The organism is Ruegeria lacuscaerulensis (genome assembly GCF_013034745.1).
GTDB classification, from domain to species: domain Bacteria; phylum Pseudomonadota; class Alphaproteobacteria; order Rhodobacterales; family Rhodobacteraceae; genus Ruegeria; species Ruegeria lacuscaerulensis_B.
Genome location: NZ_WQGP01000004.1, coordinates 454456 through 479402, shown reverse-complemented (window position 1 = coordinate 479402; position 24947 = coordinate 454456). Strand labels below are relative to the sequence as shown.

Annotated in this window: 21 protein-coding genes and 1 tRNA gene; 7 read left to right on the top strand and 15 right to left on the bottom strand. The window is 58.0% G+C overall.

Annotated features, from left to right (window positions below; all coding sequences use genetic code 11):
- Window position 1: 1 nt before the first annotated feature.
- Window positions 2-979 carry a molybdate ABC transporter substrate-binding protein gene (gene modA / locus GOV79_RS10980; RefSeq protein WP_331252523.1) on the bottom strand — a complete coding sequence of 326 codons (978 nt, stop codon included), beginning with the start codon at window positions 977-979 and terminating at the stop codon, window positions 2-4.
- Here modA and GOV79_RS10975 point away from each other — a divergent pair.
- Complete coding sequence (locus GOV79_RS10975; RefSeq protein ID WP_170789800.1) at window positions 978-2231, top strand: aminotransferase class V-fold PLP-dependent enzyme; 1254 nt, start codon at window positions 978-980, stop codon at window positions 2229-2231. The genes modA and GOV79_RS10975 overlap by 2 nt on opposite strands.
- A gap of 62 nt (window positions 2232-2293) precedes the next feature.
- Window positions 2294-2369 (top strand) — tRNA-Val (locus GOV79_RS10970).
- A 450-nt stretch (window positions 2370-2819) separates the two neighbouring features.
- Here the strand turns inward: GOV79_RS10970 and GOV79_RS10965 are convergent.
- The 4 genes from GOV79_RS10965 to GOV79_RS10950 all read right to left on the bottom strand — a co-directional run bounded on the left by GOV79_RS10965 (window position 2820) and on the right by GOV79_RS10950 (window position 8137).
- The gene (locus tag GOV79_RS10965; RefSeq protein WP_170789799.1) at window positions 2820-4610 is read right to left on the bottom strand and encodes an amidohydrolase family protein; all 1791 of its coding nucleotides are present in this window, start codon (window positions 4608-4610) and stop codon (window positions 2820-2822) included.
- A gap of 163 nt (window positions 4611-4773) precedes the next feature.
- Window positions 4774-5928 (bottom strand): carbohydrate porin, encoded by a 1155-nt coding sequence (locus GOV79_RS10960; protein WP_237217998.1) that lies wholly within the window; start codon window positions 5926-5928, stop codon window positions 4774-4776.
- A gap of 20 nt (window positions 5929-5948) precedes the next feature.
- Window positions 5949-6713: a DUF3299 domain-containing protein gene (locus GOV79_RS10955; protein ID WP_170789797.1), complete on the bottom strand. Its 765-nt coding sequence runs from the start codon at window positions 6711-6713 to the stop codon at window positions 5949-5951.
- A 26-nt stretch (window positions 6714-6739) separates the two neighbouring features.
- Window positions 6740-8137: an amidohydrolase family protein gene (locus GOV79_RS10950; protein WP_170464209.1), complete on the bottom strand. Its 1398-nt coding sequence runs from the start codon at window positions 8135-8137 to the stop codon at window positions 6740-6742.
- Between the two features lie 142 nt (window positions 8138-8279).
- Here GOV79_RS10950 and GOV79_RS10945 point away from each other — a divergent pair, with 142 nt between their 5' ends.
- A complete protein-coding gene (locus tag GOV79_RS10945) occupies window positions 8280-9284 on the top strand; it encodes an AraC family transcriptional regulator (RefSeq protein WP_170789796.1) in 1005 nt (334 codons plus the stop codon).
- 506 nt (window positions 9285-9790) lie between these two features.
- Complete coding sequence (locus GOV79_RS10940) at window positions 9791-10789, top strand: LacI family DNA-binding transcriptional regulator (protein WP_170784741.1); 999 nt, start codon at window positions 9791-9793, stop codon at window positions 10787-10789.
- Here the strand turns inward: GOV79_RS10940 and GOV79_RS10935 are convergent, their stop codons facing one another.
- Together GOV79_RS10935 and GOV79_RS10930 are read right to left on the bottom strand one after the other, a co-directional pair.
- Window positions 10790-11923, bottom strand: coding sequence for a Gfo/Idh/MocA family protein (locus GOV79_RS10935; RefSeq protein WP_170789795.1), 1134 nt, complete (start codon window positions 11921-11923; stop codon window positions 10790-10792).
- Between the two features lie 36 nt (window positions 11924-11959).
- A complete protein-coding gene (locus GOV79_RS10930) occupies window positions 11960-13063 on the bottom strand; it encodes a Gfo/Idh/MocA family protein (protein WP_170789794.1) in 1104 nt (367 codons plus the stop codon).
- 127 nt (window positions 13064-13190) lie between these two features.
- Here GOV79_RS10930 and GOV79_RS10925 point away from each other — a divergent pair, with 127 nt between their 5' ends.
- From GOV79_RS10925 to GOV79_RS10915, 3 genes are read left to right on the top strand one after another with little or no spacing between them, the layout of a single operon-like run.
- Complete coding sequence (locus tag GOV79_RS10925) at window positions 13191-14159, top strand: PfkB family carbohydrate kinase (RefSeq protein WP_170789823.1); 969 nt, start codon at window positions 13191-13193, stop codon at window positions 14157-14159.
- An 8-nt stretch (window positions 14160-14167) separates the two neighbouring features.
- Window positions 14168-15004, top strand: coding sequence for a 5-deoxy-glucuronate isomerase (locus GOV79_RS10920; RefSeq protein ID WP_170789793.1), 837 nt, complete (start codon window positions 14168-14170; stop codon window positions 15002-15004).
- Entirely contained in the window at window positions 15001-15840 is an 840-nt protein-coding gene (locus GOV79_RS10915) for a class II fructose-bisphosphate aldolase (protein ID WP_170789792.1), read from the top strand. Before GOV79_RS10920 ends, GOV79_RS10915 begins: the two co-directional genes overlap by 4 nt.
- Before the next feature lie 2 nt (window positions 15841-15842).
- Here GOV79_RS10915 and iolB read toward each other — a convergent pair whose 3' ends face one another.
- The 8 genes from iolB to iolG all read right to left on the bottom strand — a co-directional run bounded on the left by iolB (window position 15843) and on the right by iolG (window position 24840).
- Window positions 15843-16649: a 5-deoxy-glucuronate isomerase gene (gene iolB, locus GOV79_RS10910; RefSeq protein ID WP_170772357.1), complete on the bottom strand. Its 807-nt coding sequence runs from the start codon at window positions 16647-16649 to the stop codon at window positions 15843-15845.
- 48 nt (window positions 16650-16697) lie between these two features.
- Window positions 16698-17879, bottom strand: coding sequence for a phytanoyl-CoA dioxygenase family protein (locus tag GOV79_RS10905; protein WP_170789791.1), 1182 nt, complete (start codon window positions 17877-17879; stop codon window positions 16698-16700).
- Window positions 17880-17926: 47 nt separating this feature from the next.
- Complete coding sequence (gene iolE, locus GOV79_RS10900; protein WP_170789790.1) at window positions 17927-18826, bottom strand: myo-inosose-2 dehydratase; 900 nt, start codon at window positions 18824-18826, stop codon at window positions 17927-17929.
- Window positions 18823-20655 carry a 3D-(3,5/4)-trihydroxycyclohexane-1,2-dione acylhydrolase (decyclizing) gene (iolD, locus tag GOV79_RS10895; RefSeq protein WP_170789789.1) on the bottom strand — a complete coding sequence of 611 codons (1833 nt, stop codon included), beginning with the start codon at window positions 20653-20655 and terminating at the stop codon, window positions 18823-18825. Before iolD ends, iolE begins: the two co-directional genes overlap by 4 nt.
- Before the next feature lie 79 nt (window positions 20656-20734).
- Window positions 20735-21553 (bottom strand): ATP-binding cassette domain-containing protein, encoded by an 819-nt coding sequence (locus GOV79_RS10890; RefSeq protein ID WP_170789788.1) that lies wholly within the window; start codon window positions 21551-21553, stop codon window positions 20735-20737.
- 1 nt (window position 21554) lies between these two features.
- Window positions 21555-22679, bottom strand: coding sequence for an ABC transporter permease (locus tag GOV79_RS10885; protein WP_170784759.1), 1125 nt, complete (start codon window positions 22677-22679; stop codon window positions 21555-21557).
- An 84-nt stretch (window positions 22680-22763) separates the two neighbouring features.
- Window positions 22764-23678: a sugar ABC transporter substrate-binding protein gene (locus GOV79_RS10880; protein ID WP_237215832.1), complete on the bottom strand. Its 915-nt coding sequence runs from the start codon at window positions 23676-23678 to the stop codon at window positions 22764-22766.
- A gap of 163 nt (window positions 23679-23841) precedes the next feature.
- Entirely contained in the window at window positions 23842-24840 is a 999-nt protein-coding gene (gene iolG, locus GOV79_RS10875; protein ID WP_170789787.1) for an inositol 2-dehydrogenase, read from the bottom strand.
- Between the last annotated feature and the right edge of the window lie 107 nt (window positions 24841-24947).

The window sequence follows — 24947 nt, the reverse complement described above, 5'->3', positions numbered from 1 at the left end:
GTTACTGGCCCGGCAGGGAAAATCCCTGCCTCTCGAAAACCGCCTGCGCGGTCGGGGATTGCAAGTGATCCAGAAAAGCTTTGGCCTTTGATCCCGCTTTTGCGGTCAACGCGGCTGGATAGATGATAGGAGGATGCAAGTCGTCCGGAAAAGTCGCCATGACGCGGGCCCGGTCCTCGACCGTAGCATCCGACCGATAGACGACACCCAAAGGCACCGCACCTGCCGCGACAAGGGCCAGCGCCGCGCGCACATTATCAGTCTGCGCCACCTTGCCCTGCACATCGTCCCACAGGCCCAAATTGGTCAGAGCCGCTTTGCCGTAAATCCCGGCGGGCACCGCATCGACCAGCGCCATGGCCAGATGCCCGTCTTCTAATGCCGCCAGCAGATCAGTCTCGACCGCGAACCCGTTCAGCCCTGGGACCGTTGGGCCACCAATCAGAACCAACCTATTGCCCAGCAGATCAACCCGTGATCCGGGCGCAATCAGGCTGCCCTCCTGCAACACATCCATCCACTCGGCATTCGCCGAGATGAACAGGTCTGCCGGAGCGCCCTGCTGAATCTGGCGCGCTAGAACCGAAGAGGCCGCGTAGGACACCGTGACCTCTTGCCCGGTCGCGTCCTCGTACTGGATGGCGATTTCGTCCAACGCGTTTTTCAGGCTGGCGGCAGCAAAGACCAGAACGCCGTCGGCCCCCGCTCGCATCGGGGTCAGCATCAGGACGCAGAAAGCGAAAACCGTGACCAGCGCCCGGCGCAGATGTGACAGGATCATTCCCAGCCCGCCCGTTAGATCAACATCCCCTCGGGGATATCTGAGGCAACAGGGCGCACGCAAGTACCGATGCACTTCGACCCCGTCCAGAAGCCCGAAATTACGCACAAAAAAGGCGGTGCCGTGTCGCAAAGAGGATTGATCTGCCCGACCGCTGGAAGGATGCTGCTCTGAGCCACAGAACAGGACCACCGTCATGCTGCACACTACTCCCGGTCTGATTGACGCGATCCGCGCGCGCTTTGCCCATGTTGAAACCTGCCCGTTTCAAGGGCCCCGCATCTTCTTTGAAAACGCAGGCGGCGCGCTGACGCTCAATTCGGTGGTAAAGACCTCGGCCAAATTCGCCGCAATCCCCGACAATCAGGGCCGCGACAACGTGGCTAGCCATGCGCTGGTCGATATCATCAACACAGCCAAGGCCGATTTGTCGGTGTTCATGAATGCGTCTTCGGGTCAGTTCTTTGTGGGCGAAAGCGGGACCGAACTGCTGTTTCGGATGATCCGCACCGCCTGCGTGAACGCGCCCAAAGGCAGCAAAGTGATCGGCAGCTCGATCGAGCATCCCGCTAGCCGCAGCGCCGCCCGACGCTGGGCCGATATTGCGGGGCTGGATTATGTCAACATCCAGCACGATGACGAAACGGGGCTGGTCACCGCCGATGCCTACCGCGCCGCAATGACCCCAGACGTCCGTGTGGCCACGATCGTTCACGCGTCGCCCGTGACCGGTATGGGTATGGACGTTGCCGCCATCGCGCAGGCCATCCGCGACGTCTCGCCTGACTGTTTCATCATTGTCGACGGTATCCAGCACGCAGCCCATGGGCAGTTGGATATCGACAGCTACAACGTCGACGGCTATGCGATTTCACCCTACAAAGTGTTCTCGCGTCACGGCTATGGCATTGCCTGGATCTCGGACCGGTTGACCGCCCTACCCCATGACCAGTTGATCGACGCCCCCTCAGACGGGTGGGAGTTCGGAACCCGCGACACCGGCTCTTACGCCACCATGTCCGATGTCGTGGCCTATTTCGACTGGCTGGGCGTGCAGGTCTCGAACGCCACGGACCGCCGAGCAAGGATCGAGGCCGCGGGCCGCGCCATCCACGCCTATGAAACTCATTTGACAAACACCATGATCAACGGCACTGACAACCTGCCCGGCCTGCGAGATATGGAGCATATCATGGTCCTGGGCGGCGCAGATAATCCCGCGCGCGAAGGGTTGGTGTCTATCGTGGTGCACGGGAAACCCTCGGCCGAGGTCGTGACCCGGCTGAACGATCAGGGAATCCGCACCCATATCCGCAAAGCCGATCACTACAGCGGCAACGTTCTGACCCCGCTGGGCTTGAACGACTGCATCCGTATTTCACTTTGCCACTACAATACCGAGCAGGAAGTAGCCCAACTGCTGGCCGCATTGAACGAGATGACGGACTGATCAAAGAATTTCTGTCCAACCCTCTTGCGCCCGCGCGCAGGCTTGGCTACATGCACCGTCACGGGTGATTAGCTCAGTTGGTAGAGCGCTTCGTTTACACCGAAGATGTCGGGAGTTCGAGTCTCTCATCACCCACCATCCTTTCCCACAATGTATCAAGGTCTTTCGCGACTAGTGCCTATTGTTGTGCTGCGCGAAAAACTGTGTCCGCTGCGCCTAGACAGATAAGTTGTCTCCAACACAGGAGAGATGGGCCATGGCAACAATCATAAAACGGCCTAGCGAAAAGTGGCAGGCGACGGTCCGGAACGACGGGCAATCCCGACCCAAGACCTTTCTAAAGCCTGCTGGTGCGGCGAAGTGGGCGTCAGAGATTGAGTTACGCGCCAAGGAGGGTCGCTCCTGGAGACAATCAAAGCGATCATTCAGCCGCGCCACAGCATTCGGCACATTGGGCTCAGAGTGGTCATTCTGATCTGACGGACAGCTGCCATGCGGACAAAGCTACCCAAAGCCGACTGGTTGCTGATGATCGTTCTCCATTCTAAAGCAGACTTTGTTTTTTTCGCTACTCCGAGGCTCCGCGAATTAGTTTGCTCTTCGTTGTTCTGACTGATTGGGTTTGGATCTGCCTGTTTTGGACATCATGGCCTTCGCGTAGTCGCGTTTTGCCTGAGCAGGGTCCTCGAAGCGAGCATGTACGACGCAAAAATATAGGGTACTGTCATCTCGTCCGTTGCGAGGTGTGAACCAATCAAAGGGATCGCTCGGCTTTACCGATGCAGTCTGATTGGTTGGTGAAGTCGCAGGTGCGACACTGGCTTCACTATTTGAAATGTCATCAAGCAGTGTTGGTCGGGCAGTGCCAGTATCCGGCGTAAGAATACCCATGATCTGCTCGCGACCAGCCGGAACAAAGCGCCCACTTTCTTCAACTGGAAACCGGATTGGCTGCCCAGCATAAACATCTCGTTGGACTTCGCTGTTCCGAACAACAATCGTGCCGTTAACAAGCACATACGGAATGCCTTCTGACGGAAGACCTTGCTGACCGAGGGTATAGTTCGCCTTTTCGGTCACAGTCTCCGGATCAAAGATCGTGATGTCTGCGACCATGCCTTCCTGCATACGCCCACGCACCAGCATTGCGCGCAAGCCCGTATCTCCCAATCGCTTCGCATGTATGTAGCTTAGCTGTGTGAGCGTAAGCATCAGTGGCACATTCGCTTCGCGGGCCAATCTGAGGACAAGCGCGCGGCTACCTGCTGACCGAGGATGCCCGGCATAGTCTTCGTAGGGTGCATCCCAACTCATCAGATTGCCCTCGATATCCAACCCGGCCATACCGTCGCCCGAGATGCCATAGCCTGCGATGGTGATCCAATCATTGAGCCATTGCTCTCTTGGAGGGCTAAAAACAATGGCTGTCCGTCCCGGTTCATTCTCGGCAAAGCTCAAGAACTCGTCTTTGGTCACAAAGCGATCGAGTTGGGGATCAAAGATAGTGTCTTCGTATTTGTACCCCATCGAGCCTTCCCAATTTTCGGGGGCGATGATGGAGGCTCCGTAGTTTCCCGATCCGGCGGTCCAGGGATAGTAACTGGACCAGACGTTGTAGCCTTGGTCGCGGGCCATCTGGAGTTTTTCCTGATTTTCCCACCACCCATAATCGTTGTCGTGATGAATGTGCAGCGGCGCGTCGAGCACCATCGCATTGACTAGGATTTCGTTGACGCCGGTTTGTGTCTCAGTGGGTGTCGAGGCACTGGGATGAAACCGGTGATGCACCGAAGTTAAACGCCCATAACGCGCCGCAGCCCGCTGTGCTTCGAACATCTCGTAGGTTGTGATGCCTTCGCGGGCGTAGCCGATGGTCGATCCCACGCCGAGTGCTCCAAGACGTAGTCCTTCATCCAATTGGGCAGTGATTTCGTTCATCTGCTCGCGGTTGCTTGGAACCGACGACCACCCTTCGACGCCGTCTTCCACGGATTGTGCCCGCAGTGCGAAAAAGTTCCGGAAGTCTATGTCCCCACCTTCCAGCACAAGGCCGTCATGCACCCGCATCCGCGCGAATTCTTGTCCAACGACCGTGCCATAGTTTGCCTGCGTCACGCCTTGGCGCGCTGCGTACCAGTCGTCGATATTCGCGGCCCCGACCTCAAAATCCATTTGCGTCGTAACGCCGTCACGAAGATTGACCTTGATACCCCAAGGATCCAGCCCGTGTTGTTCAAGGTCGATAAACCCGGGCGCCACAACGTGCCCTGTCGCATCGATGGCTTCGCTGCCGCCGATATCTTCGTCGGTAATCGCAGTGATCCAGCCGTTGCTTATTCCAACATTAGCGATCTGGTCGAAACCGGTTTCCGGATCCATTACCCGACCATTGAGAATGACCACGTCGTACGTCTACGCGACACATAAGGTCGAACACACAGACAATGTGCCAGCCAGAAACAGGGTACGCATGGTTAAGTCCTTTCTTTGGTCAGCAATTCAGGATGTTTCGTAATTTCTTGGCGTCTGCTTTCGCGACACATCAGAAAACGATCCGGGTTCTGAGGCTGAACAGTGTAATGCTGTCCTGCATGGGATTCAGCAGAGGGTTGGAAACGTATTGCAGGGACGGTGTGATCTGCAGTCCGGGTGAAATCGAGAAACGGTAGAAAGCTTCGAGCGTGAACTGGTCACCGTCTATGCCTCTTGCCTCGGCCCAGTTCAGGCCCAGCCCGGCCAAATCGGTATTGCGACCATAGTAGCCCAGACCTGCAGAGACGGACCGGTCATAAAGCGCTGCGGTCCCCTTTGAGGCCCCAGCCCGAAAGAACGGCATCCACTTGTTGTCAACAAACCATGCCGCTGAAAATGCTGCGCCGTAATCTTCCGCTCGACTGCCATCGTCAGCCGCATCCGCATGCCAGAGAGCCAGATGGATATTGTCGAAGTAGATGCGATCAAAGCCGGAAGTGTAACCAAGCTCGAGTGACTTGAAGAGATTGCCGTCGCTAAACACATCAAAGTTTGGATCGGACGGGTCGGCGTTTGCGTCTGATACGCTGGCAACGGCGTAGAGGTTCTCGCTCAGCTTTACCCCACCGGCAATACCAAGGCCTTGGTTGGGCGTGTTAATTGTCGGGTTGGTATTGAAAGACAGGTTTTGAAAACCGCTATAGGGGCTTACCAACCCGTAGATATCCACAAAGTCCGTTACATCAATCTGCCCGACTTGCAGCGTCCACGACCCATTCTCGGCCCTTTGGGTCCAGAAAAGGTTAGTCAATAGAAGACCATTGTCGTTGAAGGCTGTTCCCGTGATCGAAAGCGCTCCGCCATCCAGCCCAAGAAACTGCGGAGCAACGTCAGTGTAACTGTGCCGGTCTTCGATCTTGAATGTTAGAGAGCCCCGTTCAGTTGCCTGCCAACTGCCGTAGAGGCGTGCAATTCCACTTGCCGCTTCACTGGCTCCCAGATCAGCGTTCGTGGTTTGACCCAGCGCCAAGTAATCAATGTTGAACCGAAACCCGCCCTCAGCCAGTCGGTCTTTCCACTCAAACCAACCCGGCGCGATGTTGCGCGGAAAATCGGAACGGTATTGTGGGTCGGTCAGGCCGTCTCCGGGCTCTAGATCAGCTTCGACCGAAGATGGACCGGATAGTCCCTGAGCCGACGCTGCGTCAGCGAAGGCAATGCTCATTGCGACAACCAAAAGTCTTATCATTCAGGCGCCCTTGCCCCGCCGGTCTTGCGATTTCCCGCCGCCCGGATGCGATCAGCGGCACGCTGCTTCCATTCCAGCCTATCTGCTTCAGTTTCCAGAGTTTCGACACGTTCCGTCTCTAGCTGGAAGGTCGCATTCATCGGCATGAGACCATCCACAACCATCATATTTTGAACGGAAGGATCGATAGTCAGCTTACCGGTCAGCCGAACGGGTTCGTGGACATAGCTGGGCGTCCAGTCCCCGTTCAACCGCACGCGGATCATCTGGTTCGGCGGGGGTGGAGGCATATGACTGCACATCCCTCGTTCCGGCACTAAATACGCGACAGGCCGCCCGTCCGGATCATTCGGAGCAGGAATGGCAAAGCCCGCCAGTGTGATTGTTTGGCCGTCGAATTGTGGATTTCCGTTGGTCCCAGCCTTTCTCCGACGTTCCATCACAACTTCACGCTGATCGAGCAGCCAGTCGACGTCAATTCCATCAGATGCCAAGGCATCCTCAGTCTCGGTCAAAAGCATTTGCCACTTTTGCCGCTCTTCTTCGCTACCACCATCCTGCTGCAGCCTGCCACGCAATCGAACGACGTAAAGAACATCGTCAAATTGTTCAGGGCTAAGATCACGGTAGGGGTCTTCAAAGACCTGCGCAGATGGGTCTGGCAAGTCGGTCCAATCTAATGCGGTTTCAGGCGTTGCCAACGCAGAATGCCCACACCATAAAAACCCTGCGAATACTACCCAGCGGAACCAATGGTGCATAAATTCTCTCCGGCTACTTAGGCAGGTCAATTCAGTGTGTTTTTGTAGATAACGCCATCTTTCATGATCAGTCGAATCGTATCAGGGCTTTCAGGCCTCGGGTCAGCCCCAAACCATTGATCACCCGTACCAACCACCGAGAAATCTTCGAGCGGGTTACCGTCGATCAGCAGGATATCCGCATAGGCGCCTTCCTCGATCACACCGAGCTTGCCAGCCGTGTAAGGGTTCGAGAAATCGCCTGACAATGCTACGACCTCACCGCCGATTGACGTAAGCGTCACCATCGACTGGTACGGTCCGAAGAACTCGTTATTGAGATGTTTTTCATAAGCAATCTGGATGTTGCAGGCTTCCACTGATCCCACGCAATCGGTCTGAAAGCCGCGTTTTACAGGGCATTCCTTCATATTCGGAATGTAGTTCGCGAAAGTCGCGGACGCCGATATCGCTTTCGCGAGGCTCTTGGGCTCGTTCTTGACCGATGGAATATCCAACAAACCCGGATCAAAAGCCGTGAGGTTGGTCGTTATGTAAGCCCCTTTCTCGTTCATAATCTCGGCAATCTCGCAATCGAAGGAGAAGCCGTGTTCAATGGACATTACACCGGCCTCAAGGGCGTTCATGATTGCTTCCTTGCGATAAGAATGCGCCATGACATAGGTGCCGTATTCGTTGGCAACCTGAACGGCAGCTTCGATTTCTTCCTTGGAGCCGGCGAGCAACTGCCATGGGTCAAAGGCCGAGATCACCCCACCCGACTGCATGAATTTCAGCTGTGTCGCCCCCATGCGCATGTTATTACGACCATACAAGTAGACATCATCGACACCGCTGACCTGTTGCGCCATGTTCAGATTACCGAAGTTGGTCTGTCCGCCCGGCGGCGAGGTGAAGGATGCGAAGTCAGCGTGGCCGCCGCGTGTCCCGAGGAACGCGCCTGACGCATAGTGACGTGGACCGACGATCTGTCCGGCGTCGATGGCCCTCCGCAGACCGCCGTTGGCGCCGCCAGCATCTCTTACAGTCGTAAATCCTTGCATCAGGTACATCTCGGCCATCCTGGTTCCATGGATGCCAAAATCCTCCCAGGTCGAGTTCGTTTCCATGGAAGCGATAGACGGTCCCATGAGCATGAGGTGTGCGTGAAGCTCGATGAAGCCAGGTGTGAGTGTCCTACCGCCGCCGTCGATCACCTCCGCATTGGGGGCATCAATCGCATCTGTTGAGACGGCCTTGATCAGGTTGCCTTCGATCAGAACGCTGGCATTTTCGATACGCTGTTCATTCACACCGTCGAAGACATGCACGTTGGTAAACAGCGTTTGGGGTTCTTCTTGATCCTGAGCTTGTGCAGACGTTGCAACAAAGAGACCTGCAGCGACAATTGACGCCGAGCAAAGAGACATTCGCAGACCGGACATAGGTACTCCCTTCATATTCTTGTTTTACCAACTGTAGTCCGGAAAACTTTACCGCGGTTGCCAGTTTCGAATTATAATGTTCGAATGTGATGGTAAAAATGGCCACTGAACAGCGCATTCAATCCTAAAAATGGTGAAGAGATTGCCTTTCAACACCACCTTTCAAGAGCATAGCGAGGGCTTTATTCGCCTCTCTTTGGCTGCCCCGTTTTTGCAGTATCTCATCGACCGCGAGATCGATCCGCAACCAGCTTTGGATCAGGTCGGGTTGAAGGCCGAACTGTTGTCTGACCCATCCGTGTTCGTTCATTCAGAGTTGGTCTACGGGTTGGTTAATACCTTCTCAGAAGTTTCAAGGGATCGGTATCTTGGACTGAATGTTGGGGAGACGTTTGACCTGCAAGCATGGCCACCTTTCGCCCAGGCCTTGCAATCGACAAAGACATTATTCGAGTTTTTTGCCCGATTTGTCCGGCTTGTGCCGCAGGAATCCAATTCTGTGCGGCACAGCCTTGTCATTGAAGCGGACAAAGCGACCTATCGTATCGAAAGGCAGCAAGAACCGACTGTTCCACCCGTTCAGGTGACCGGCTTTGGAGCCGCAATCTATGTGCGCCTATTGCAGACCGTCGTCGGCGATTCCTGGGATTCTTCGCGCGTGCGATGGGAAAGCAGATACATCAATGGTCTACCTATCGACTATAAGGGGATCGAGGTTGGCTTGGGAACCTATCCCGGAATGCAAATTAGCTTTCCTGTGGAATGGTTGTTTTTGCACCATGTCTCTGAGTGTTCTGGCAAACCCGTAGCCGCACCGCGACAAGATGAAGAAGTAACCGTGGTGGCAGCTTTGCGATCTGTTTTACGTGACAAGCTAGATGAAACCGATTTGGGACCAAATGTAGTGGCTGGGTTGCTGGGGATACAGCCGGAACGGTTTCTGAAGGCCCTTCAGCAACAAGGCACAACGCTACCCCGCGAAATCAAGCGGCTGCGTGTCGATGTGGCAAAGGAGCACCTAAAAGAAGACCAGATGACAATTGCAGAGATCGGTCTGATGCTCGGCTATTCTGACAAGTCCCATTTCACTCGCTTTTTTCGAAGCCAAACCGGAATGACACCGACCAAGTTCCGCCTTGGTGCATAATTGCTGGACTGCTTTTCCACTTCTTTACAAGTGGGGACCAACAAGTATTCGCAACACATTTTTTGAAGCCCCTATCTTAGGATCGCAGGGGGACAATTTCCCCATAGCCCCTACGGCAGCTCTTACAGTGCTACGCCTCCGCTTCAGCAAACCTCTGATTAAGTTCGATCGGCAGCAATTCTGATTGAAGCAAGTTGTCATGCGCTTTTGGACCGTTGGGAAAACGGTGCGACCCCCAAGCCACTGACAACGCAAGGCATCTCTCCAAGATAGCACTGGTCGCGGCAGAGGAAAACAACACCTTATTGCACGTGCGGTTTGAGTTAAAACGCTTCGTTGGCTCCGAATTTGCCGGAAGGCCGTGTCTTTCATCACCCACCATCCCCTCAATCCAGGCCTGCGGCGATGCGACCTTGTTGCAACCGATTGCAAAATGGGTGCAACGGGGCATAGTATTTGCCCATGAAAATGTCGAATACCACCTTACTTGCTCACTGGCCCCGTTCATGAGTGTCACGCTAAAAGACGTTGCCGCACTTGCTGGGGTTTCGCGGTCCGCCGTGTCGCGCACCTTTACCGAAGGCGCGTCGGTTTCTGCCAAAACCCGCAGCAAAGTCGAAAAGGCTGCAGCCGAGCTGGGCTATAGCCCGAACGCGCTGGCCTCCAGCCTGACCACCGGGAGGACCAAACTGATCGGGCTGATCTCGAACAACTTCCACAACCCGATCTTCCTGGAGGTGTTTGATCAATTTACCCGCGCCCTGCAAGAACGCGGCTTGCGCCCGTTGATCGTGAACCTGACGGATGAGACCGAGCCCGCAAACTCGGTCAGAATGCTGCGGCAATATTCGGTGGATGCCGTCATTGTGGCCTCATCTACCCTGCCGCCCAGCTTTGCAAAGGCGTTTCATGATGCGGGCGTTCCGGTGGTGCACACATTCGGACGGTCGGCCACCTCGCCCGAGGTTCATGTGGTCGGGATCGACAACGTCGAATGCGGGCGGATGGCGGCGCGGGAATTGCTGGCGCGGGGATATCGGCACGTCGGCTATCTGGGTGGTCCCAAGGATGCTACATCGGCAATGGATCGCTATCACGGGTTCATGGAAGAGGTTGAAAAACACCCAAACCTGAAAGTCTCACATTCTTTCGCGACCGGATATTCGTTCGAGGCTGGCCGCGCCGAAATGCTGCGCCTGCTGGCCGGCACCCCGGCCGAAGGGTATTTCTGCGGCGACGACATCCTGTCGATCGGTGCGCTGTCGGCCCTGTCCGACCACGGCCTGCAACCCGGCAAAGATATTGGTATCATTGGTCTGAATGATATGGAGATGTCGCGCTGGGAAAGCGTCGATCTGACGACGATTCACCAGCCGATCAAGCAGATCATCACTGCATCCGTCGATCTGGTCGAAGAGATGCTGAAAGACCCCGAGCGTTACCCCGAGGCCCGTATCTTTCCCTGCCGGGTGATCGAGCGGGGCACGTTACGGCCCCGCCCCTGATCAGCGAAACATTGGCGGGCGCGCGTCGGTCCAGGCACCATGATTTTTGGACGACGCGACCGCCGCGTGAACGGCGGCAATCGACCGCACGCCGTCGGCGGGGGTTGGCAGCCCGTCTCGGACCTCTCCTTGAATGGCATCGGCCAGATCGCAGTAGATATTGGCCACCGCCAGCGGGAATCCTTCGGGGTGAGCAATCGCTACGCGCGACAGGCGCTGCGCGTCGTCATGCAACCCGCCTTCGCCTTTTTCGATGATCTGCGTGCGCCCTCCGACCGGGGTATAGACCAACTGATTGGGCTGCTCGGACGCCCAGCGCAGACCTCCGGTTTCACCAAAGACCTGAATATCAAACCCATGCTGCCGCCCGATAGCCACAGATGACGTCCACAGCCGACCAACCGCGCCGCCCTCGGTGCGGAAGTTGATCATGGCGTCATCCTCCAGCTCACGGCTGACGATGGTCGAGGCCATGTCGGCAGACAGGGTTTTCACCTCATCGTCGCTGATGAAGCTTGCCATGTGCAGTGCGTGGATGCCGCAATCGGCGAACTGCCCGGATACGCCCGCCATCGCTGGATCATAGCGCCAGCGCACACGAGGGTTATCCGCGTCGGTCGCGTCACCGTGGTGGCCATGGCTGAAATTCGTCACCACCAGACGCACCTTGCCGATATCGCCCGCCCGCACCATCGCACGCGCCTGCCGCACCATCGGATAGGCGGAATAGCAATAGTTCACCGCGCAGATCTTGCCCGAGGCTTCGGCGACGCGCACGATCTCTTCGCCCTCTTCCACGGTCATGGTCATCGGCTTCTCGCATAAAACGTGGAAACCGGCCTCGAGAAAGGCTTTGGCGATCTCGAAATGTGTGGCGTTCGGGGTGGCAATCGTCACCAGATCAATGCGGTCGGGGCGGTCTTTTTCACCAGCCAGCATCTCTTGCCAATCGCCATAGGCACGGTCCTGCGCCACACCCAGACGCTGCGCATATTCCCGCCCGACTGCTGGGCGATGGTCCAACGCGCCTGCGGCGAATTCGAACATCCCGTCGGCCAGCGCACCCAACCGGTGGGCGGGCCCGATCTGACTGCCCTCGCCGCCACCAATCATGCCCCATTTCAGCTTTGCCATGATCTTAGTCTCTCTGTTGTCTTGTCGTTTCTTCGGTCAGAATTGACTGACGTCCTGCCATTGCCGCTGGTCCGAAGACGCAAGCACCGCCGCCAGAACACGGTTCACCTCATGCCCGTCGCGGAAGGTGGGCCAGATATTTTCACCCGTGTCGATGGCGTGCAGAAAATCCTTCGCCTCGATAATGATCTGGTCCTGATAGCCAGTTCCATGACCCGGTCCCTGACAGAAGGGTTCATAATCCGGGTGCGCGGGTCCGGTCAGGATCTTGGTGAAACCCCGCGACGCCTCGGGGCCTTCCCGGCGATACAGCCACAGGGCATTCTGATCCTCTTGATCAAAGCGGATCGCGCCTTTGGTTCCCGTGATCTCATAAGCATAACCCATCTTTCGTCCCGTCGCGACGCGGCTGAAATAGAGGTTCCCCATGACGCCGTTTTCGAACCGGCACATCATCTGGGCATGGTCGTCATTCGTGACCTCTCCGCCCGGCCTGTGCCGGTGGACGGTTTCCACATCGGCCATCACCTGCGTGATCGGCCCGATCAGCGCCATCGCACCGTTGACCATATGCGGGGCCAGATCACCGATAGTGCCATTCGCCATGCCGGTCGTGCGCCACGTTGCCGGGGCCTGAGGGTCGGCGTAGAAATCCTCGGTATGTTCGCCCCGAAACCAGGTGATGTCCCCGATCTCTCCATCCGCGATCAACTGCCGCGCATATTGGCTGGCAGGTGTTCGGATATAGTTGAAGCCAACCATGTTGATCGCACCCGCTGCTTCGGCGGCCGCCACCATTGCGTGGCTGTCCTCCAAAGACGCCCCCAGGGGTTTTTCACACAGCACCGGCTTGCCCAGCGCAAAGGCGGCTTCGGCGATCTGGCGATGCGTGGACTGAGGCGAGGCGATCACGACCGCCTCGACCTTTGGGTCGTTGACCAGCATCTGCCAGTCATCCGTCGCACGCGCGAACCCATAGGCTGCGCGGTAGCGTTCCGCACTGGCAGGGGTCGAGGCGCAGATCACCTCAAGACGCGGGCGTAAGGCTGTGTTGAACACGGCGCCAACAGCGGCCATCGCAACCGAATGGACCTTACCCATATAGCCGCCACCGACGATTCCAATTCCGATTTCAGGCATTTGCAGCGGCTCCGAACAATATATTTGCAACCGGTTGCAAAATCAGTATCGTGAGAATCGACTTAACGCAAGGACCAACGATCCCTGCACGCCACTTTTCGCCGGAGGACAAGACGTGAGCGCTTTGATGGATGGGATCAAAGGAAACCGATTTGCCGTTTTCGGACGCGCAGGCATGGATATGTTTGCCGACCCCATCGGCACCAAAAGCGAACATGCCGAAACCTTTCGCGCCGATCTGGGCGGCTCGTCCGCCAATATCTGCGCCGGGCTGGTCAAGCTGGGCAGCCAGGCGTCGCTGATCACCTCGGTCTCGGATGACGCGGTGGGGCGGTTCTGCCTGAACCGGCTGGCGCATTATGGGGTGGATACCTCGTTCATTCGCGTGATTGGCGGTGAATATCGGATTTCGCTGGCGGTCTATGAAAGCTGTGTTGAGAATTTCCAGAACGTCATCTACCGCAACGGTGCGGTCGATTTTCAAGTTACCGAAGAGGACATGGACCGGGTGGACTATGGCCGATTTTCCGCCGCAATCTCGGCCGGAACAGTCTTTGCCGCCGAACCCTCGCGCAGCGCGACGTTCCGCGCGTTCGACAATGCGCGCGCCGCCGGGCTGCCGATCATCTTTGACATTGACTACCGACCTTATAGTTGGCCCTCGCCCGAAGTGGCCGCTGACGTGCTGTCCCGCGCGGGCGAAGCCAGCGATCTGATCGTGGGCAACGACGAAGAGTTCGGATTCATGGCCGGCGGTATCGAGAAAGGCTTTGCTAAAGCTCAGGAATTGGCCCGCAAGCCGGGGCGCGTCGTCATCTATAAAATGGGTGAAAAGGGTGCGATCACGCTGGCGGATGGGCAGGAATACAAAACCGGCATCTATGCTGTTGACGCCATCAAACCCGTGGGCGCAGGCGACAGTTTCATGGCCGGTTTACTGGCATCGATCGCGGCGGGCCATTCGCTGCGCGACGCGGTGATGCGGGGATCAGCCTGTGCATCCATCGTGGTCTCGCAACCCGGCTGTGCGCCCGCCATGCCCACCACGGCTCAACTGGACGCCTTTCTTGCGTCCCATCCCGGTCCCACGACCTAGGAGGTCCCATGCATATCGCTCCATTCGATAACCAGAACAAACCCATCGTGGATGTCGACGATCCGACGGTGCCGCTGAACTATTTCAACATCGTCAAACTGAAAAAGGGCGAGGCGTTCGAATACCAGGTGCCCGGCTATGAGACCTGCATCGTGCCCGCCACCGGTAGTGTCGATATCGAGGTCGAGGGCGTACAATTCCCGGCGCTGGGAAACCGGGGCGAGGATGTTTGGGACGGCGAGCCCGAAGGGGCCTATGTGCCGGTAGGCGCCAAGGCGCAGATGGTCTGCCTGTCCAATAGTGCTGAGGTCTTCGTGGCCGGAGCCAAATATGACAAGGTGCTGGACCCGTTCGATGTGCGCGAGCATGACCTTGTGCAATATGGCAGTGACGACACCAAGACTCATCGCAAGATCAAGCACATTCTGGGTCAAAAGCAGCACGACAAAGTGGGCCGTCTGTTGGTGAGCGAGCTGTTCACCGTCGGTCAGGGCGGCTGGTCCGGGTTCCCCAGCCACAAGCACGACACCAACCGCCTGCCCGATGAGACGCGGCATGATGAGACCTATAATTTCCGTTTCAAACCCAACTGGGGCTCGGGCCTGCAGATGTTGCAGCGCGAGGATAACGAACCGGGGGATGCTTATCACATCGTCGATGGCTCGACCGTTTGCATTGATACAGGGTATCACCCCTGCTGCGTCCTGCCGGGCTATGAGATGTATTATTTCACCATCCTAGGCGGTCTGACCCAGCGGTCTCTGGTGCAGTACTTCCAACCCACTCATGCCTATCAGATCGAGACGATTCCGGGCATCAAAGACATGATCGCCAAGTTCAAATGACCCTCGTTACGCTGAAAGACGTCCTGCAACCGGCCTACACGCAGGGTTATGCCGTCGCCGGGCTTGTGACGCTGGGATGGGAGGACATGCGCGCCTATGTGGCCGCGGCCGAGGCGGAAAACGCCCCGGTTATTCTGCAGGCGGGCCCAAGCTGTCGTGAGCACACCCCTTTGCCCGTTCTGGGCAAGATGTTCCGGCATCTGGCGGAAAATGCCTCAGTCCCGGTCGTGGCGCATCTGGATCACGGCTATACGTATGAGGACTGCAAGATCGCACTGGACAGCGGCTTTACCTCGCTGATGTTTGACGGCTCGCGCAAGCCCTTGCAGCAGAATATCGATGAGACCGCTGCCATCGCCGAAATGGCCCATTCCGCAGGGATTTCCTGCGAGGGTGAGATTGGCTTTGTCGGTTATTCTGGGGGTGAGGGGTCAAACGGAACCGATCCTGCCGAGGCCGCCCAATTCGCCCGGCAAAGCGGTGTCGACGCGATGGCAATCTCGGTCGGCAATGTGCATCTGCAACAAGACAAAGAGGGCGGGCTGGATGAGGCCCGTATCGCCGAGATTGACGCGATGACCGAGGTGCCGCTGGTGATCCATGGTGGTTCGGGCGTGCCGGTCGAGCAACGCGCGCGCCTGGCCCGCGAGACGTCGATCTGCAAGTTCAACATCGGAACCGAGCTGCGCATGGCCTTTGGCGCCGCCATGCGAGAAGCCGTGAACCGTGACCCGGAGCGGTTCGACCGCGTGACCATCCTGAAAGAGACCCATGAACCGGTCGAGGCCGCCGCTCGTACCGTCATTCGGGCCTTTGGCGCACCACCTCAACGCTAAGCTCAGGCGTCGCGTTCCATGATCCATTCGACCTCAGGGGCCGGGACAAAGCGCCATTTGCGTAAGGGCCCGGCCATGACGTTCAGATAATACATCTCGAACCCATAGGGCGCGCCGCAGGGATGGTGGCCCCGCGGGACACAGACCACGTCGCCATCTGAAACGGCCATGGTTTCATCCAATTGGCCGTCATCCGTGTAGACTCGCTGAATGCCAAACCCGTTGGCGGGGTTCAGGCGGTGATAATAGGTTTCTTCCAGATAGGTGATGCGGGGATAGTCATCCTCGTCATGGCGATGGCTTGGATAGGATGACCAGTTGCCGTTTGGCGTAAAAACCTCGGTCACAAGCAGGCTGTCGGCGTAGTCTTCCGCCTCCATCGCGATGTTGTTGATATGGCGCGTGTTGGTGCCCTTGCCCCGTTCAGTCAAAGTAATGCCGTCCGGCCCGATACGACGCGCTTGATGTCCGCCTTGACCGGGGGCGGAACACACGGCCAGAACGCAATCAGTTTCCGCAACCGCCTGCCAATCGGTCCCGTTGGGCAAATAAAGGCAATGCGGAGGGGTCTTTTCGAACACATCCATCCGGTCGCCCAGCACGCCCCAATCCTGCCCGGCCCCGGTGATCTGCGCCTTACCTTCGACCATGACCAGGATGACCTCGCGATCACCGGTCACCTCGGAAGCTGTGTCGCCCGCGCGCAGATGGTAGAGGCCAAACCCGACATAGCGCCATCCGGCATTTGCCGGGGTGATGTCATGCACCTTTCCGCGCGTGCCAAAGGGTTTTTTCAAAAGGTCTGCCATCTCGTGTTCTCCGTATTGGGCGGGCACGTTCGCCCGCCCGATATTGCCTTATGCTGCCTGTCGGGTTTCCAGCGCTGCAAGCGCTTGTGCCAGCTGTTCTTCTGTCCACCCTTCGGATACCGCGCCGCGCAGGATATCGGCTTGGCTGGCCGGGGCGTTCCCGCCAACCGGTGGGTCCGTATCCAGATTGGTTGGAAACGGATACCCCTCGGCAGTGGCCGCGATGGCCGCGTCCAGCTCAGGCCCCGACAGATCGCCACGCTGCTTCAGCGACACCAGCGCCGGGAACGCCCTCAGCGACATGGCACGTCGATCTATGGCCTCCATCGCGCGCCCAAAGGCTGAAGAGACCTGGAGCAGGTTCGCCATCCTGTTGATATCCCCGCTGCAGTTCTCGCCCGCCGCATGAAACAGCGCCGGGTTGAAGAAAACAGCGTCACCTTTGTCCAATGGCAACTGGATATAGTTGGCTTCGAAATGGTCGCGATGCGCCTCATCGTGAAACGCCAGATAGCCCCGAGCATAAAGCTGCGAAAACGGCAACAGCTTGGTCGGACCACTTTCGACCGGCATATCGCAATGAGCCACCGCGCCCTGCAAGGTCAGAGTCGCTGTCACCAAATGCGCATGGGCCGGATACCGAGCGGCGCTTTCCGCGCTTTGAAAGCCTAGGTGATAATCCCGATGCGCTTGCTGTGCCTTGCCGCCGGGGCGGACCTGATTGACCTGTGCGGTCATCTGATAATTCGGTCCCAGCCACGCCTCACACACGGCCGCAATCGAGGTGTTGCCGAAGTAAAGCGCAAAGCCCTCGGGATCCTTCATGCATTGCTTTTGCAGCGCATTCCACACCCGGTCATTGGCACCCGAGGCCGCAAAGTGATCGCCTTCGCCTGCCCCGCCTTCGCGCTCTTCGTCGATGATCTGTTGAAACACCTCCGTCGCCCGGTCGATCACGGTGGTATCCGCATAAGCACCTTTCAGCGCGATCACCCCGGCCGAGCTGTTCAACACCTGCCCCCATTCCGCAAGCAGAGCTTGACGCCGCGCGCCATCCTCTAGCGCAGGCCGCAGGGCACTCATGTCATAAACGGGTACGTTCTTTTCAATGCCCGCCGCATGCGGCACCGCTGACGCCTGTAGGGCCTGAGAGGTCAACACCTTGAATTCATCCAGATCACAGGATTCCCGGTCAAAATATCCGACATATCCAAGCTCTTGGCTTACCATGATTTTCTCCTTTCTCATGGCTTTGGTGTTGCCCATCGGGCGGTGAGTCATGCAGTGATCGTCAACCCAGCCTCCTCACAGACTTCGACAATGTGTTCGTAACCCTTCTTCGAATACTCGTAGGGTGGCGCTTTGGCGGGGTCCTGTTCGGCCTCAACCACGATCCAGCCGCGGTAATCCATCGTCTTCAGCGCGTTTGCGACGGCTTGGAAGTCGATGCAGCCATCACCGGGCACGGTGAAGGCGCCGGCAATGACGGCATCCAGAAAGCTGCCATTGTTCTCGCGCGTTTCCTGCACGACCTGCGGGCGGATATCCTTGAAATGCACGTGATGCACCCGGTCGCCCCAACGGTTCAGAGTGGCCAGCACATCGCCACCCCCGAACAGCAGGTGACCGGTGTCAAAGCACAGCTTCACCTCGGGGCCCGACCCTTCCATCAGCCAGTTCACGTCATCTTCGCTTTCGATGATCGTGCCCATGTGATGGTGATAGGCCATTGGCATACCCTGATCCGCCATCCACTTGGCCAATTCGGTGATCTTGGCCGCATAGGCCAGAACCTCATCCTTCGACAATTTCGGACGGTCGTTCACCGGGGTTCCGATCTGACCTTGAACGGTGTTCGAACATTCGGCGTAAACGATACAAGGACTGTTTAGCGCCACGAATTGTTCGACCTGTTCGCGCACGGCCTCGCGTTCGGTGGCAAAATCATTCACCAGCGACGCGCCCGAGCACCAGCCACCGCAAAGCGCAATATCGTTCGCCTCAAGATAGGCGCGCAACCCTTCGGTATCGCCGGGCATCCGCTGGCCGCGCTCGACGCCTGTATAGCCGATGTCACGCGACTCCTTCAGCGCCTGCTCCATGGTGTACGCGGCCGTCAGATCCGGCAGATCATCATTCTGCCACGCGATCGGAGAGATTCCGATTTTCACGCTCATTTGGTATTTCTTTCCTTGATCGCCAGCTCGTAAGCCGCGCGTTTTTCGTTCACTTCAGGGCGGATGCTGACTTCGGGCACCGCCACTTCCCACCACGTGCCACCATATTCGGTCGAGGGGTAGGGATCGGTGTCGATGACAACCACATACGGCCCCTTGATATCGGCGCGTTTGGCAAGCGCGTCCTCGAGCTCGGCAATCGAGCCGGCCTTGACCGAAGTCGCCCCCATCGCTGCCGCATGAGCCGCAAAGTCGATACTGGACGGGTTCTCATGCACCGCGTGGTCCAACAGGTTGTTAAATTCGGCCCCACCGGTGCCCATCTGCAGGCGGTTGATGCAGCCAAAGCCCCGGTTGTCGGTGATCACCACGGTGAAGGACACGCCCATCATCGCGGCCGAGGCCATCTCGGAATTGGCCATCATATAGGTGCCGTCGCCGGTAAAGCAGATCACGTCGCGCTCGGGCTCGGCCATCTTGATGCCCATGGCGCCCGCGATCTCGTACCCCATGCAGCTGAAGCCGTATTCCATGTGATATGCGCCAGGGCGCGGGGCTTTCCACAGTTTGTGCAGTTCACCCGGCATGGTCCCGGCCGCGCACATCACCACCGTATCGTTATGCGAGGCGCGCTGGACTGCGCCCACCACCTGCATATCCGTCGGCAGAGCGTTCCCGTCGCCGGGCGCATCCGTGAGCTTGTCGACCTTACCGTACCAATCCGCCTTGAGCGTGTCCGAAACAGGATCGGCGCGATAGCCTTGAAGGGCAGCGCCCAGCTCGGTCAATCCGACGCGCGCGTCCGATTGCAACGGCATCGCGCTGTGTTTCTCAGCGTCATAGGCGTTGGTGTTCAGACACACCATCTCGCGATCCGGGTTCGAGAACAGGCCCCACGATCCGGTGGTGAAATCCTGCAACCGCGTCCCTACTGCCAAAACCAGATCAGCTTCGGCGCAGACCTCATTGGCCGGTTCGCCCCCGGTCACGCCAACGGGGCCCAGGTTCAACGGATGGTCCCAGGCCAACGCGGACTTGCCCGCCTGCGTTTCGGTGACGGGGATGTTGTGCATTTCCGCGAAGCTTTGCAACGCTTCCGTCGCATCCGAATAGTGCACGCCGCCCCCGGCGATGATCACCGGCCGTTTGGCCGCCTTGAGCGCCGCCACTGCGCGGGCCAGCTCACCTTCATCCGGGCGGATGCGGCGCTGATACCAGACGCGGGGCTCAAAGAAGCTTTCGGGATAGTCATAGGCTTCGGCCTGCACATCCTGACAGAAGGACAACGTGACCGGCCCGCAATCGGCGGGGTCCGTCATCGTGCGGAAGGCGCGCGGCAGAGCGGTCAGCAGATGTTCAGGTCGCGTGATGCGGTCGAAATAGCGACTGACGGGGCGGAAGCAGTCATTGGCGCTGACCGTGCCGTCGCTGAAATTCTCGGGCTGTTGCAGAACTGGATCGGGCCCGCGCGTCGCAAACACATCACCCGGCAACAGCAAGACCGGCAGCCGGTTCACATAGGCCAACGCCGCCGCCGTCACCATATTCGTGGCTCCCGGCCCGATCGAGGACGTCACCGCCATCGTCTGCGTTCGCCGCTTTTGCTTGGCATAGGCAATCGCGCAATGGGCCATGGTCTGCTCGTTATGGCCACGATAGGTGGGCAGGCTGTCTTTGACGGCGTGCAGCGCCTCGCCCAACCCGGCGACATTGCCGTGGCCGAAGATGGCCCAGACACCGGCGACAAAGGGCTCTCCGGCCTCGTTCATCTGCGCGCCAAGATAGCGGACCAGAGCCTGCGCCGCGGTCAGTCGGATTGTCTTGCTCATTCGTGTTTCCTTTCAACACAAGGCCCTTATGGGCGATCCGTTGAACTTCAGTTTTGCCAATATGCGTGACGGGGCCGTGTCAGACAGTCCCGCCCAACGACCCTTCCAGTTCGGCTAGTTCCTGTCCACCGGCCATGAGATCCTGCAACTCTTCGGGCGAGATTTCACCGCGTTTAGCAGTACCAAGCGTCTGTCCCCTGTTCAGCACAGTGAACCTGTCGCCAACCGCCAAGGCATGGCGCACGTTATGGCTGATGAAAACAACGCCGACGCCCTGACTGCGCACCTTGTCGATCGTGGCCAAAACATTCGAGGTCTGGCGCACCCCAAGGGCCGAGGTCGGTTCGTCCAAAATCAGAATCTTCGCGCCGAAATGCACCGCACGGGCGATGGCAACCGTCTGGCGTTCCCCCCCTGACAGGGTGCCGACCGCCTGATCAGGCCCACGCAGGTTGATGCCCATCTTACGCATCTCCTCCATGGTGATCTCATCGGCCAGTTTCTTGTCGAAGAAATTGATGCCCGCGACTTTCTTCGTCGGTTCATTGCCCATGAAGAAGTTTCGGCTGACGCTCATCAAAGGGATCATCGCCAGATGCTGATGCACCGTCGCAATCCCCGCCGCAATCGCATCGCGCGGGTCTTCGAAATGCATCGGCCTGTCTTCGAAAAAGATCTCACCCGCCGTCGGCTTATGCACGCCGGACATTGTCTTGATGAAGGTCGATTTGCCTGCACCGTTGTCGCCTAGCAGGCAATGACACTCACCTGGCCTCAGATCGAAGCTGACCCCGGCCAGAGCGATCACCGAGCCAAAGTGTTTCTGGATATCGACCATCCGAATGATTGGGGCCCGTTCCTGCGCATCGCCGTGATGGAATTTGGTATCTTCGGTCATCTCAGCGTTCTCCTGTGATGATGCGGCGGATATAGGTGTTCAGGATCACCGCACCCAGCAGGATCACACCCAAAAATACCCGGAAGAGTGAGCTTTCGACCCCCGCAAAGAACAGCCCCTGCTGAACAACGCCAAAGATCAGCGCGCCCAAGGCCGCACCCAGCACCGAACCGTAACCTCCGGTCAGCAGCGCGCCGCCAATGACCACGGCAATGATCGCCTCAAACTCTTTCAGCAAGCCGCGATCCGCCCCGGCTGATCCGAACTCCATCACCTGACAGGTGGCGAAAACCGTGGCGCAGAAGGCGGTGAACATGAACATCAGAATCTTGACCCGGTTCACCGGTACACCAGAATTCCGCGCCGCCTCGGCATCGCCGCCCGCAGCAAAAATCCAATTGCCGAACTTTGTCTTGGTCAGAAGGATGTGACCAAAAAGGATGATGGCAAGCGCCCAAATGATCAGCATCGGAATGCCGTCGACCACAGGCTGACCGGCACGCGTACCGCGCTCGAAGGTCTCGATAATGCCCGCATCACCCAACCAGACGAACAGACCCTGCCCGACCTTGCCACCAAAGACTGCAGCCAGCCAATCGCCTTCGGCCACGTCGCGAATGCCACCAATGATGGTTTTGCGCTCGATGGTTTGGGGCAGGTAAATAGTGAAGCCGCGCAGAATGAACAGAAAGGCCAGCGTTACGATAAAGCTGGGCAATCCGGTGCGCACAACGATGTAGCCGTTCACCGCACCGATAAAGATGCACAGTGCGAAGGTCACAATGATCGCCATCCAGACCGGCCAACTGAGCGTGACCGAGAAGATTGCGATCATCATCCCCGCGAACCCGATCATCGAGCCTACGGACAGGTCAAACTCACCTGCAATCATTAGTAGGCAGGCGCCCACGGCAATGATCATGAATTGAGCCGAGACAATTGACCAGTTCATTACGCCCTGCGCGTTGAACATCCCACTGTCAAAGGCGAATAGCAGGAAGAATGTGAACACGGCGACGGTGCCGACCATACCACCCAATTCGGGACGGATCAGGGCACGACGCAACGGCGAGATCTCTTTGATCCGTTCGTCACCGCCCATTGCGGATTGCGCTGATTCAGCCATAGGTGCCTCCCCTCGCGCTCTATAGAATGCTTAGATTTTGCTAGGGTGCGGACGCAGCAACCGCGTCCGCACCGAAATTGAAGATCAGCGGTATTCGCCCGCAAACTCTTCGATTTTACCCAGACCGTCTGCGGTCACGAAACCGGGGCCCGAGTTGATGTTGTTACCCGGCAGAACGCCATAGCGGTGGTAGTTGGCCATCACGACAACCGGCAGATAGGCCTGAAGGAAAGGCTGCTGGTCGATGCCCCACTGGATCACACCGCTTTTGATACCTTTGACGATCTCACCACCCAGATCGAAGGTGCCGAAATAGATGTCACCGGCCATGCCGTTCTCTTCCAGAGCCAGAATGGTCGGATCAGCCGAGGTCGGCCCCAGCGTCAGCACGGCATCCGTATCGGGATTAGCCGAAAGATAAGCCAGAACGCGGTTCTTGATCTCGGCCGGGTCCTGACCAGCGTCGATCATCTGCTCGCCCAGTTCGATCCCCAGACCGTCGGCAAAACCCTGACACCGCTCCTGGCTGGAGGGCTGTACGATATAATGGTTCACACATAGGAACGAGCCGATACCGTCGCCCTTGGCGCGCAGACCGGCGGCGTAGCCTGCGTCATATTCCGGCTGGCCGACATACATCAACGCACCCACTTCGCGCGCCTTTTCCGGCGTGCCGGTGTTCATGATGATAACGTCGATGCCCGAATCCACGGCAGCTTTGATCGGGCCTTCCAGAATGTCGGGGTCCGCCAGCGTCGTGATAATCCCGTTCGGACCCGAAGCAGCTGCCTGATCGATGATCCGCGCCATGTCGGCCAAGTCACCGGTGGGCGGATTACGATATTCAACCTCGACACCCATCTGCTCGCCCGCCAGAGCGATACCGTTCTTGATGGTGTTCCACCAGCTGTCACTGTCCGGAGCGTGGCTGACCAGAATGTACTTCTCGCCCTCGGCCGCAGCGCCAGTGACGCCCGCGAACGCAACGGCGCTGGCCATCAGCACGCCTTTTACAAACTTCTTCATTTCCATTCCTCCCAATAGAACAGTCAATCTGTGTGCCGGGTTTGCCCGGCCATTCGGTTAAACCGAATCTCCTCTGCCCCGGTTCGGCACCGGGCTTTCCTCAGTTTGAGGATATCCGGCAATTTTGCAACCGGTTTCAAAACACTTCCTCCAAAGCGACCGGTTGCCCGGTTTTTGCCGAGCGGGTCGCAGCCTCGGCCATTGCCAAGGCGGTCACGCCATCCTCCAACGTGACGGGCATCGCCATGCCGGTTTGCACCGCGCCGACAAACGCATCCCATTCGGCCCGGTAGGCAGGCATGTAGCGCTCCAGGAAAAAATACGTTGGCTTTGCTCCAACCACGCCATCGACCGTGGATTTGACGACCGTGTTTTCCAGAACGTTATGGGCCTGAAGCAACCCAGCGGCCCCAAGCAATTCAACCCGCTGATCATAACCATAGGCTGCACGCCGCGAATTCTTGATCACCGCGATGGCACCATTGGCGTAAGTCATTGTGGTTACAGCGGTATCCACGTCTCCAACAGCCCCGATTTCGGGATCCACAACCGAGGATCCAACCGCAGAAATCGTGATCGGCGCCTGCCCCATCAGGTAATTCGCCATATCGAAATCATGGATCATCATGTCCCGAAACAACCCGCCAGAGGTTTTGACATAGCTGACGGGCGGCGGGGCTGGATCGAAAGAGGTGATCGATAATAACTCGGCCTTGCCGATATCTCCGCTGGTGTAAGCCTGCTTCAAAGACGCGAAACTGGGATCGAAGCGGCGATTGAACCCGACCATCACGGGCTGGCCCGTTGCGGCCGCGACCTGTTGGCAGGAAATTGCCCGTTTCAGGTCCAGATCAACCGGTTTCTCGCACAAAACCGCCTTTCCGGCACGGGTCGCCGCTTCGATCAGGTCCGAATGGGTGTCCGTCGGTGACGCGATCAGCACCGCATCAATCGCCGGGTCATTGATCACCGCCTCGGAGGTGCATGCCTGCGCCCCATATGCGCTTGCCAGAGCTTCGGCGGCCTCGGCCACAGCGTCAGACACGGCGCTCAACTTGGATTGCGCATGCCCGGCTACAGCCTCAGCATGAACACGGCCAATCCGTCCCGCGCCAATCAATCCGACGTTCAGCATGAGGGTTCCTCGAATCCTTACTCCAAGCCACAGTGTTGGTTTTTGCAACCGGTTGCAAGAATTTTTTTGCTGTTGCGTATTCCAGTGTCAGCACCCGGTTCGACCGA